At 42.3% G+C, this 13,199-nt stretch carries 7 protein-coding genes; all 7 read right to left on the reverse strand.

Annotated features, from left to right (window positions below):
- Nucleotides 1-71: 71 nt before the first annotated feature.
- Nucleotides 72-1,565 carry an alpha-amylase family glycosyl hydrolase gene (locus tag OMHG_RS08375; RefSeq protein WP_010650048.1) on the reverse strand — a complete coding sequence of 498 codons (1,494 nt, stop codon included), beginning with the start codon at nt 1,563-1,565 and terminating at the stop codon, nt 72-74.
- Nucleotides 1,566-2,073: 508 nt separating this feature from the next.
- Entirely contained in the window at nt 2,074-2,445 is a 372-nt protein-coding gene (locus OMHG_RS08380) for a YisL family protein (protein ID WP_010650049.1), read from the reverse strand.
- Nucleotides 2,446-2,667: 222 nt separating this feature from the next.
- On the reverse strand, nt 2,668-3,873 hold the full coding sequence (locus tag OMHG_RS08385; protein ID WP_010650051.1) for a DUF2157 domain-containing protein: 1,206 nt from the start codon (nt 3,871-3,873) through the stop codon (nt 2,668-2,670).
- Nucleotides 3,870-5,066 (reverse strand): DUF418 domain-containing protein, encoded by a 1,197-nt coding sequence (locus tag OMHG_RS08390; protein WP_010650054.1) that lies wholly within the window; start codon nt 5,064-5,066, stop codon nt 3,870-3,872. Before OMHG_RS08390 ends, OMHG_RS08385 begins: the two co-directional genes overlap by 4 nt.
- Nucleotides 5,067-5,224: 158 nt before the next feature.
- Entirely contained in the window at nt 5,225-8,953 is a 3,729-nt protein-coding gene (gene addA, locus OMHG_RS08395) for a helicase-exonuclease AddAB subunit AddA (protein WP_010650055.1), read from the reverse strand.
- Entirely contained in the window at nt 8,946-12,440 is a 3,495-nt protein-coding gene (gene addB, locus OMHG_RS08400) for a helicase-exonuclease AddAB subunit AddB (RefSeq protein ID WP_010650057.1), read from the reverse strand. The genes addA and addB overlap by 8 nt, the downstream gene beginning before the upstream one ends.
- Before the next feature lie 137 nt (nt 12,441-12,577).
- Nucleotides 12,578-13,129, reverse strand: a complete 552-nt coding sequence (gene lepB / locus OMHG_RS08405; RefSeq protein ID WP_010650058.1) for a signal peptidase I — start codon at nt 13,127-13,129, stop codon at nt 12,578-12,580.
- Nucleotides 13,130-13,199: the final 70 nt, after the last annotated feature.

The raw sequence follows: 13,199 nt of genomic DNA on the forward strand, positions 1-13,199 counted from the left end.
GGAGAGCCTTCTATTTTTTTATCCATCTAAAAACCTGCCGAGCCGAGTTGATGCAAGGACTATCATCCTTTTTATTCAGCCATTCTCTTTTTCTGTTTGATACTGAGAGCAATGATTCCAATGACAAATAAAATGAACACAATTAAAACGAAGCCGATGAAAATCCAGTTCAACCCTGCATCCTCTTGCACGGAATATACTTCAGACGATTCACGCGGCAATCCGATTCGATATTCGCCATTTTCATTTTCCCGAACAAGGTTATCACCAAGAAATCCTCTAAGCTGCATACCAGAATCCATATCCGTGACATCGACATAGGCAGATTCACTGCCATTGTTAATTGCTATATACATGGTTTCATCATCCAACGTCCGTTTGAACACACTCATTGCCCCATCAGAACCCACTATTTCAAAATCTCCGTATTGCAATACCGGAAATTGTTCCCTCAAGGAAGAAATCCGATCATGAAATTCCTTTAATTCCGGCTCCCCACTATTGAATGGAACAAGCCGCTGTGTCTCTTCTTCCGTTGCCCCGTACATCGGCAATTCCGTTCCTTGGAGAAGGGTAGGAATTCCTGGTGTTGTATACATATATGTCAGTGCCAATGTCCAGGTAGTCAATGAATTCCGTTGATTTTCCGAATATATTTGCGTAAACCGTTCCGTATAAAAATCATCCAGATAGAGTAAAGGATTTTCATTCGACGTGTTTGCCCATGTTTCATAAATATTAGAAACAGGTTGATCCGGCTCTGCAAACACTTCTGTCATTGACTCTTTCATCTCCATATTCTCGACAGCATCCAGTTCGGTTCTTTCCAATAACTCCTCACTTGCTTCATCGTTGAAAAGAATATCACCAAGCAAGTAAAAATTCGGATTCTCATCCTTTATTTGTTTCGTGAAATTTCCCAGGAAATCAATCGATGCCTCATCTACCGCATGCAGCTTAAATCCGTCCAAATCGGTTTCTGACATCCAGTATTTTGCAGTATCAATTAAATACGTCTCCACTTCCGGATTAGCCAAATTGAGCCCAGCCGTATTGGCAGTCCAGGCAGGATCCGTCAATCCATGATCCATCATCCAATCTTCTTTTTCCGGTTCATCGGCAATCGGATTGGATTTTGCAATATAATTAGTAACAAATTCCATGACAACCTTCATTCCACGATCATGTGCTTCTGCTATCAGCATATCCAGATCATCGAATGTTCCAAACTGCTCCTCCATGCTGTAAAAATCTTCAATCCAATATCCGTGATAGCCATCAGCGCCATTGTTCATTAACGGAGACAGCGAGATTGTTGTAACACCAATCTCCTCCAATGCATCCAGTCTGGCGATAATACCTTCAATATCTCCGCCATGGTATGTATCGGGATTTTCAATATCTACCTGATCATCATTCATTGAATTTCCATTATTATAACGATCGACCATAATATTATATATAATTTCCCCTTGCAGCTCGCGCTCTTCCTCCGCCAAAGCTGAGGGAACAAATGACATAGAAGCCATCAAAATGATAAATAGCATAAATGCAGATTTTTTCATAAACGATCCTCCACTATAATTATAGTAACCCATCTCATATTATTAACTAATAACCGGAATAGTCAATGCGAAATGGAGCATTGTTGAAAAGACTTCACAAGTTGAGGCTGCGGGAGTACCGGGGATGCCGGGATGAGGCGGGATGGGGTGATTCCGCTATGCCAGGGATGGGGCGGACACGAGATGGAGGGCGGGGATGCCGGGATGGGGCGGGATGGGGTGATTCCGCGATGAGGCCAGATACGGAATTCCGCGCTTTTTGCTTATTTCTGCGCTTTTCACTGTTTTTTCCGCGAAAATAAGATTAATTCCGCGTTTTCCTATTTTTTGTTACTCCGCCCAGTTAAAATACAGCGGAGAACGACCGAATTGATAGACTACTCTCTTTCCCATTGCCGAAGCAGCCTATTATTCGACAAATTCAGACAAATTCCGGGAAGTGACAGGCACCTAAAGGGCAGTAAAAAACTGCCTCATTTTACATGTTGGCAGTTTTTTAGTATTTCTATTAGAGTTGTACTCCCATTGGCAGACGGATAAATCCTAGTACTAATACAATAATGAGCGCGATCCAGAATTGTACCCATGCGCTTTTAGCTGATTTTCTCTTTCCCTTTTTAACAAGGATCATTTCCATTGCTGCGATTAACCAGATACCTGCAATACCTTTAGTGATGGCTTCGGCAAGGATTGGCATTTCACTAGTCGAAATGTAATTCCAGAGCAGGTCGCCGCCAGTATACAGGATAAACAAGTAATCAAGCCGCAGAATCATATGAAGAATCTTTCCATTTTTTACATTTTCCCTATCCTGCATTGCAATGACCAGGATAAACAGAATGAATGCTATCACCCATGATGTTATGTGCATATGTGTCATCTATGTAACCTCCTTGTTTCAATGGTTCATGTGAAGAACCGTTGTTAAAACACCTATCCATAGCATAACATGTAAATCTAAATAATTCATTTAATATACCGCTCTAGCAAAATAGAAGGAATCTCCTTGCTGCTTCAATTATGAATATCCATCATATTTTTCTGTCCTTACTTGCGATACTTAATCCAATCTCCCGCGGGAGCAGATACGAGAGGAGATGTCTCATTTTTCTCCTTCTTTATGCTTTACTGCGATTGCCCTGCGCTGTCTATCCACGGAAAAGCTGATCAGGAACAGAAGGATGCCGCCTATCATGAAGAATAGGGATTTATTGATAGCATCCCAGGCAAATTGAATGAACACCGTAAATGTACTGAACAAAAATGCCGTTGTACCAAGTAAAATATACTCATTATTATCCTGCCTATAGCCTAGGAATAGCCATCCTAATGAAAAGATGAATAAGATGGTCAAGCTAAGAATATATGAAAATGGCAAGAATACAATTGGCAGAAACAAAAGCAAATCCATCAGTTCATACTTTCTATGCTGAATTAATTTCAATAGAACAGCAATTACGAACAGGACAATCCAAACAATGGCAAAAGACCATTGAAATTCAACTTTATTCATAAAAAAGTCTTCCTGCAGCATGAAGGTCTGATACATACTCATGATGAAAATAGAAAGCAGGCTGATAAGTTTAAATGGCTTTTGGAAAACCTGCTTTGGAACGAGATCTCCTGCGAGATAAAGGACCAGATAATAAACAATCAGCCAGTAGTATTGCTGCTCTTCGGCTATGGCAAGAATCAGCATTTGTATTGAAAAACTAATACTGCACAAATAGCTGAATAGATAGTTCGCATGGTGATAGGCAAAGTGACCGAATCCAAGCAAAAGGATGAGCAGCAGAATCCAATCAAATGAACCTGTCTGGCTCACACTGTACAGTTGGCCAATTGTTGTCACGGCGATTGCAATGGTAAATAATAATTTATGTTTATAGATAAAGTATAGTCCGAGTCCCGCAATCGCCCAAATGATAAAGGGCCATGCTGAATCTATCTGCACCTGATAAATCGTTATCGTAAGCAGCATTCCTGCACCGAAAACAATATAGCCTAAAACAATAAAGCTTACCGCCAGCATGTCCGGTCTTTTTCGATATAGGATATGCCCCCATACAAGGAAGGCTATGGTGATTACTGTGAAAATAATGACCCGTGAGATATGAGGCTGTCTTGCCCATTCGGTCATAATAAAGGTGAGAAACCCAAGCCCCGTTAATAAAATGGCAAATAAGTTGATGATGAAGTTCGGATCCTTATGAACATAGCGATTCAGAATCTGATCATACTGTTCCTGGGAAATGATACCTTCCTCTACCCAGATTCTTCCTTCCTGTTTCAATTTCTGTCGGTTCATTCGTGTTCTCTCCTTTGTACAGTTCTTTTGCGCAATGGCTGTACTTTATTATAGGTTAGGCTTCTCCATATCCATTCCATCGGTCCAAAACGGTACTTCGTGAACCACCATCTGCTGAACAACACTTGGATTATGAACAGGAGCAATACAATAATAATCCCTTCAATTGGACGTATCGTTCCATATAATCCAAAACCGATGCCATAGAACAGGATAAAGCTTACGGCAGATTGAAACAGATAATTGGATAGCGCCATCCTTCCCACTGGTGCGAAGGGTTGGATCAGTTTCATTCCGTTCTTGCTTATAGCAAGCAGGGCAAAAGATACAATGTAGAAAGTTGCGGATGCTGTCCCCCCAATATTATCCTGAATATAAGAAAACCAGATTGGATTTCCGAATAAATAAGGGCCTATTTTCAATAGGATAAATGCTAGCAGCGATAACCTCCATACTCGCAAAAGGATGCTCTTATGTTTTTCCGGCTCATGCAGCCAGCCTTTGCGTGCCAGGTACATACCGAATAAGAAGAGCGGGAGCAATGTTGTTATTAAAAATAAAAAGCCAATTCCCCCGTTCGAATACATCCAGTCCTGGTAATTTTGCATCCAGATGGTTACGAGATTGCTGCTTCGATAACTTTCCATCGCCTGTGAAATTGCGGCAGCATCATAGCCTCCCAGATAGTTTCGGGCAGAAAACAATGCCAATGACAACAATCCCACACTTCCTCCAAGAAGGATTCCTCCCCAAATTAATAAATAATCATCACGAACATTCAAAAACAGAAGCAGAAGCAGACCGATAAGACCATAAGATAGCAGGATATCTCCATGCCAGATGCCAAATGCATGTATCAGTCCAAATCCGATGAGGACCAACAGTCTTCTGAACAGGAAAGGAACTGCCTGTACATGGCGTTCCTTCAAGCGATCTTTGAGCAATTGAATACCGAAGCCGAAAAGAATCGAAAACAGTGTATAAAAGCTTGCCTGGAAAAAAATATCGATAAATGCTTGTGTGACTTTATCTAAAGGTGTACTCCACGCATCTGCTGCACCACCTTGAATAAAATAAGGTGCTGAAAAGGCTCCTATATTGACCATAAAAATGCCGAATATAGCAAATCCCCTTGCCGCATCAATCCACACAAGCCTCTTATTCTCGCGGGTAGGTATCATTTCACTATTCATGGTTTATCTTCTTCCCTTTCCACAATAAATTCTCCATACCCTAGTATTCGATACAAGCCCCCCAACTTCCTGCCAGGTGCCTGTCACTTCCCGAATTTTGTCGAAAAAAACCAGCCTCTGTCTTTAAACAGAAAGCTGGCGATATTAGATTATATCCTTTACTTCGGCAGTTCTATCAATAATTGTTTGGAGAAGAAATACAGATAGGTTTCTTTTACTGGCTGCTTCCAAATTTCTTCGAGAGCCTGTCTGTAGAGTGTCATCTGTGTTTCATATCGCTTCACAAGCTGTTCACGCACCTTGTTTGTGATCTCATTTGCGATTGCATCTGTCTTGTAATCAAGGATGATCCAGCCATCCTCTTTCGGAATGACACAGTCGATGACACCTTGTATCAGAACCTGTTCATCTGTTTCACTTTGCCAATTGGCATATACGGTACTTGCCGGCAAACTAAGGCTGAATGGAACTTCTCGATATAGTTCTGAACTTTGCATCATAATCTGGGCAATCTCTGACCCGAAGAACTTTTCAATTACTCCAGCATCCACGATATCCGCTTCCACTCTTGTCAGAATCTCCTTGTCTGCCAAGCGTTCCACATGTTCTGCTATCTCCGCTTTTGTCAAAGCCTTCTTCATCGGCAAATGCTGCATAACCGTATGCATAGCTGTACCCTTTTCAGCAGAAGTAATCTTTTTCTCCGTCTGCATGAAATTCGGGCGTTTCACAATTGGAGCCTTAAAGGATTGAACAAGCTGATCATCACTATATTCATCCTTGATTTCACGCTGACGTTTAAGTTCTGTGACGGTTTGCTTTGCGCGTGAACCGGCTGCCTGCTGGTAGGGATATTGATAGGATAACCGTTTATGAACAAAATCCTGTAATTCCGGATCTCTCCATTCAACTGGCTGCCAATTGACAATCTTTTCCTTCAGATTCAAATCGGATTCCTGGGTTGTCTCTTCCAAATTCGTCAGTTCACTGGCATGGATAATCGATACATCCCATCTTGATGGATCTGCATGGATTTCAGTCAGCACAGCATCTCCTATTTCTTCTGTACGGAGGCCGGCCGTTTCCTGATGACGGATTAGAGATGGACCGACCCAATCCAAATAGGTTTTCGACTCCATACGATAATGCGCTGGCAGAACCCATTCGGAATGGTCAATCATCTTCTGCCATTTCTGAAGTTTTTTCTCCAAGGATGCTACTGATCCAACCATGATCAGCTTTTCTTTTGCCCTTGTTAAGGCGACATAAAGCACCCGCATTTCCTCAGCCAAAAGCTCTCTTAATTTTTCCTGTTTGAGCGCATGGTAAAATAAAGTGGGATAGGTGATTCGTTTAATCGGATCGATATACTTGCTGGCAAATCCCATATCTTTATGCAATAAGTATTTTTGTCTCAGATCCTGTTGATTGAATTCTTTATCCATTGCCCCCAAAATGACAACCGGAAACTCAAGTCCTTTACTTTTATGGATTGTCATAATCCGGACAACATCCTCCTGCTCGCTAAGTGCACGGGCGGACCCTAAATCATCTCCACGCTCTTCCATTCTTTCAATAAATCGCAAGAAGCGGAATAGACCACGGAAGGATGTTGACTCGTAACCTCTGGCGCGATCGTAGAGTGCCCTTAAATTGGCCTGCCGCTGACGTCCTCCAGGCATACCCCCTACAAAATCATAATAGCCTGTTTCCCGGTAAATATCCCAAATCAATTCCGAGAGTGCGCCCTGTCTGGATGCGAGGCGAAATTGATTTAATTGATTCAGAAACTGCTCTACTTTATCTGCTGTGGCATTCACATGCTGCTTCTTATATTTTGTTGCTGCTTCATAAAAGGTATTCTGCTTATCCGCCAGCCGTATGGAAGCAAGTTCATCTTCATTTAGTCCAACAATCGGTGACTTCAGAACAGACGCCATCGGAATATCCTGCCGCGGATTGTCGATTACTTTTAGCAGACTGATCATTACCTTTACTTCAATAGCTTCAAAATAACCAGTTGATAGCTCAGCATATACAGGAATTCCTTGCTTTTTCAGTTCATCGGCTATCGTTGCCGCCCATGTCATAGAACGCATTAGGATGACAATATCCCGGTATTGAAGATCGCGCTGTGCTTGTGTTCCCTTGTCCACAACCTGCATTGGACTGCTTTCTTCTTTCAGACCGATCCATGTTTTTATTTTTTCTGCATAGGCCCTGGCTTCTATTTGAGCTTTTTCCAGATCCTGAAAGTTTTCTTCGTCCTCAGATGCTTCTTCCCTTTCATCGCCTGCTTCCCGGTCGATAATCAGCAGTTCCGGGTCTGGCTGATCATATGGCATCTCATTATACATCTTATTCCCATAGATCAGTTCAGCATCTGAATCATAATTAATCTCTCCAAGTTCTTCGTCAAGGAGCTGTCTGAAAATATAATTGGCCCCTGACAGCACCTGCTCACGGCTTCTGAAGTTGCTTGCCAGATCAATGCGCTTTGACGCCTCATCTTCTCTTGCAAAGCGTTTATATTTCTCGATAAATAGTGTTGGCTCGGCATGGCGGAAACGGTAAATGCTCTGCTTTACATCCCCTACCATGAACATATTGCCGGAGCCTGTCCTGTCACTTATCAAGGTAAGAATGGTTTCCTGGACCAGGTTTGTATCCTGATATTCATCAACAAGCACTTCACTGAACTGTTTCTGAAATTGGATCGCTACTGTGGATGGAATAATGTGATCCTTTGTCGTTGTTTCATCGACTAGCAGTTGCAGACATAAATGCTCCAAATCAGAAAAGTCAACGAGGGCTTTTTCCCTTTTATGCTCGGTGAATTTTGATTTGAACTGCTTTACAAGCTCTGTCAGCTGTTTAATGACCGGCGCCATTTCTCTCATATCCGTGATATGGCTGTTCAAATCCCTGCTGAACCATTTGCTGATCATTCCGTCCCAGCGATCCTTATAGCTTTTCCTTAATTTCTTAACCTTTTCTTTCTTAGCTTCGTCACAATCCGCACGTTTACTGGACAATTTCTTGAAAGTACTGTTCGTCATAAAAGATTGCAGATTTTCCCAGGAGCCGGCATGCTGCAACGCTTCCTGCAGAAGTGCCATATCGGCATCGATTGTTTCGGCGTAATGATATGGCCCATCATTTTCCCTCGTTAAATTAAGTGCCAGCTCCATTTCCTGTTTCATTGCGTCAAATTGATTATTCACTTCATGTTTAATCATTCCGAGCCATGATATATCTTCCTCATGCCAATCTTCTGGAATATTATACGATTCAGCCAGCTGATCCAGCCAGTGTTCCGGCCAAGGATTTTGGGTGGCAAATGTATATAAATCAAGAATCAGATTCTCAACCTCCAGATCGCTTCGATCATTCGAGAAACGGTCCACCACAGCAAAAAAATGTTGCTGATTTTCCGATTCGGCACCATACCATTCCTCAAATAGATCATCGAGCACTTCCTGTTTGATTAAATCTCCTTCCATATCGTCTGCAATACGGAACGATGGGTCGATATCAATCATATATGCATATTTTCTCACCACATCAAGGCAGAATGAATGAAGGGTTGAGATCGAAGCCCTCTGCAGCAGTGATAATTGTTTCCTCAAATGAATAGAGGCAGGATTTTCTGCCAAGGCCTTTTCAAGCGCGGTGCCCACACGGTTTCGCATTTCCTGTGCCGATGCATTGGTAAATGTAACGACCAGCAGTGAATCGATATCTACCGGGTTTTGGCTATTTAATAGTTTCTGAATAATTCTCTCAACTAAAACAGCCGTCTTTCCAGATCCTGCAGCTGCTGCAACGAGAATATCACTGCCAGCTGAATAAATGGCCTCTTCCTGTTCCTTTGTCCAATTAACCATCAATAGTTTCCTCCTCTCTTAGCTTGGTCAAAATGGTATCATCCTTCATATCTGCCAGTTTTCTGTAATTATTCTCCTCCAGCACTGGGTCGAATTGGCAAACAGAATGGAACGGACAGAATGTACACGCGATATTCTGCTTATGCTGATATGGGTTTAAATGCACCCCGCCATTTGTCATATCTATCCCTGCTTGCCTTATTAAGCGCTGGATATGGAGCTGCAAATCACTAAAGGTTTCATTGTCGGCAATTTTGGAATAGTTATAGAATCCGCCATTTTTCTTAACACCCGCCGGTACAATTTGGCTCGTTCCACTTTCCAATGACTGGTCCATCATTTTTACGACTTCTTCATTGGAAAGAAGCAGTCCCTGCATTTTATATTTTTTGAAGATCTCTTCTTCTATCTCATTATCGCTCATCTTCTGATTACCTGAGATCATCGGATTGTGCACATGGAAGTACAGTACCCCAGCAGGTGTTGCCTTTGAACCAAGCCATTGCTCGGAATGTGTCAGCACAACATCCAGATAGGTAAGCATTTGAAGTGCCAGCCCATAATAAACTTCAATTAGATTTAAGCCTCTGGCGCTTGATTTGTAATCTATGATTCTCAAAAATAATGATTCTTCATTTAAAGCTTTATCCACTCGGTCAATTCTCCCCCGCAGCAAAAGCTCATATCCGTTTGGCAGCTGCATGCTCAGCGGCGGCAGCTTTTCTCTTTCACCGAAACCAAGCTCCAGCCCAACTGGTGAAAAATGGCTCTGCCTTGCCTGTTCGCTTAATATATAGGCAGCCCTCGCAATAACCTCCTGCAGTTTCTGCTGAATATATTTATATCGATTGGAACTGTGAAGAATTTGATGCTGCAAGATCGGTGCCAGATGATGTACTGCCTTTTGTGCATAACCATCTGTATCCCTTTTGGTCAGCTGGGCAAAATCCTTTCCATCCACTTGGATCCATTCCGTAATGGTCTTTAAAGCTTCATGGAAAAGCTGACCAATATCGGGTGCATCCAGCTTATAGGTTTTGCGTTCATCCAGCTTCAGACTATATTTGGCAAAGTGCTGATAGGAACATTTATAATATGTTTCCAGTCTGCTGACACTAGCCTTCACTTGCTTCGGATAGAGTTCCTCCACCGTTTCAGCTGCCAGATTGATAGGCTTGTTCTCGTAGTATAAACTTTGCAGGGTCGTATAGGTTGTACTGTATTTCGGCTGATTTTGCACATACCAGTTGAATACCTCCCACCATACCGGTTTTACCGGATACCCTTTACGGGTTCTCGCGAGCTGGGCAGTCAGTGCAGATCTGGTTTTTACCGGTGTGGTTATAAAACGCTCTGCATCTATCAGTTCATCCGGGTCCTGCAGCAGAAGATGGGCGGTACATGTTGGAAATAAGCTTTCTACACGCTTAATAAGCTGTGATGGCATTTTCGCCTTTCCTTCCTCATCACTGAGCGGAAAGCTGATCATCAGTCTGTCCTCGGCTACGGTAAATGCAAGATACATATAAAACCAGTCATCCAGCAGCTGCCGCTTACCGCTGTCTGCCAGCCGTATGCCATTTCCGGCAAGCATTTCCCGCTCTTCTTCATTAATCATGCCATCACCTGGTGGCTTCATTGGCCATATACCTTCGTTAACCCCAAGCAGGAATGCACATTTGACGCCACTCATTCTGGATCTGTCAATTGTACCGACGATAACATGATCCATGCTTGGTGGAACATGGGCGAATTTAAGCGTCTCAAAGCCCGCCTCCAACGTGGAATGGAAGGTTGATAATTTCATTTCCTCGTCGCCAGCGATTTCCACCATCTCATCAAACAACTGAATAATGGCGTTCCATACTTGATCCTGTTCTCTTCCTTTTTCTGCCTCACCACTTTCATCATATTGCTCCCTCATTTGTTCCAGCCTACTCGGAACACCTAAATCCTCAAGCAGCATATAAGTGGTTTCACTTAATTCCCTTATCGTAGAAGCTTTACGAATTTGCTCATCAAATTGCTGCAGTGCCTCGGTTACCTGATATCGATATTTATTGATTCGGTTCTGTGTATCCTTCTCCGCATCGGTTTGTGTCGCCTGATCAAAACCACGGAATCTTTGAAATTTCCATTCCTCTGTCCCAAACCATCGTTCACGGGAACGTATCCCATATTCCAGCACATAATTTTCCAATTCATCGATTGCATCACTTGTTAATGGGCATTCCTTGTCTGTGGATGGGATAAAGCCTGTTTTCAGGACACGGAATATCGCATCATATCGCCAATTCCCCTCCACAACATCCAGCAGGGAACGAATAAACTCAATCAATGGATGGTTGAGCATAGTGCGCTTTTCATCAATAAAAACCGGGATGCCATGATCATCAAAAATGGTATGGATCAAGTCATGATAGACATCTGTCTGCCTGATAAACACAGCGATATCCTGAAAACGGTATTCCTCCTCTTCCACTAGGCGCAGAATCTCCTGGGCCGCCCCCTCGACTTCTGCGCGCGGATGTACGGCTTCTGCTATTTTAATTGGGACCTCTCCCTGAAATTCGGGTAACGGCCTTACATCAAAATTCTTCTCCAAGTGAGCGAAATATGGTCGTTCCCGATATCTGCCTTTTTTGGGATCAAGAATAATTCTTTCATCGACAGTAATTCGATTTTCCATCGCAATCTGTTCTAATATATGGTAGGTCTCTGTTGTCTGATAAAATAGGTCAAGCTCGGAGATTTCCTCGTTTGGATTATCCAATGCGAGGGTGACGGTTACCGAATGACACCTCTTCATCAATGCCTCCACAACAATCAATTCCTTTGGAGTGAAGCTGTGAAATCCATCTAAATAGATATGTGCATCTTCCAGTAATGTCGATTCACTGATTTTCTCTGCCAGCAGCTGCAATTGGTCTTCGCTATCAATGTAATTAGACTGGAGAACAGCAGTCAGTTTTTCATATATATAAAGGAGATCATCCAATTTATTCATTAATGCCACTTCACCAGGGGTCTTATGTACAAATTGATCCAAATGCTCCATTTGCAGCCTTAATACCTCTGGTGTAACCTGATAACGTTTAAATTCAGTTATCATTGTCTCCAACTGATTCAAAAAGCCTTGTTTTTCCATAGCCTTTTGAAAGACCTGCCAGTCCCCTTCTTTTTCCTCGATTATCTTTCGGAGCATCATTTGGATTCCTACCGAACTGATAAACTGTCTTGTCCCGCCGCCAGTCTCCTGTAATATTCTCCACGCCAGACGGGAAAAGCTTACCACCTGGGCTCGGATGCTTCCTTGTATATTCTCATCATTAAATAATGCAAATTCCTGTTGAAATGTCATCTGATCTGGAACGATATAAAAGATGGGGGACCCTTGAGGGTTATCCAGCAACTTCTCTTTTATCTCATCCAATGTTCTTCCACTTTTTCCTGTACCGGATCTTCCGGTAATAAATCGAAGTCCCATTGTTTACCCCCTACATTAATGATCGATCATAACTAAATAGAGCTTCTATCTATTTTAACAAAAATAAGATAGAAGCTCTATCATTGAGCACGTTCATAAACCCCGGTAAAAATATCCTTCTGTTTAGAACAGATATATTAATTGCCGAAGCTGAGTTTCGCCTGTGATAATGGCCAATATTTCACATCCACTTTCCCAACAAGCTGTTCAAGCGATATAAAACCAAAGGATCTGCTGTCCAGACTGTCCCCCCGGTTATCTCCCATGACAAAAAGCCGTTCTTCCGGCACTTTTTGTTCGCCAGTTGTATCTTTAAGCGTGAAATTATCTGTAAATGGCCGGGAATCACTTGCCTGAACATATGCATCCAGAAAATCTTCTTTCACAAATTCTCCATTTACATACAGCCGATCGTTTTTGTATTCGATTTCATCGCCAGGCAATCCAATTACCCGTTTCACGTAATCTTCTTCCTCATTTGCATGAAAAACAATAACATCAAACCGATCGACATCCTTCAAATCATATACCACTTTATTTACCATTAGTAAATTACCATCATATAACGTAGGTTCCATCGATTCGCCATCGACAATATAGCTTGCAAAGATTGTCGATCGTAAAATTACCGCAAGCACGACTGCAAACAAGACTAAAAAAATCAATCTGCGATAATTGTATTTTCTCATTATATCTTCCTCCAGGTTATTATCTACTCTTATAATACCCATGGAGAAGCACTTTTAACCTATATTCACC

Origin of the sequence: Oceanobacillus massiliensis str. N'diop, assembly GCF_000285495.1 — a bacterium.
Classification (GTDB): Bacteria; Bacillota; Bacilli; order Bacillales; family Amphibacillaceae; genus Oceanobacillus; species Oceanobacillus massiliensis.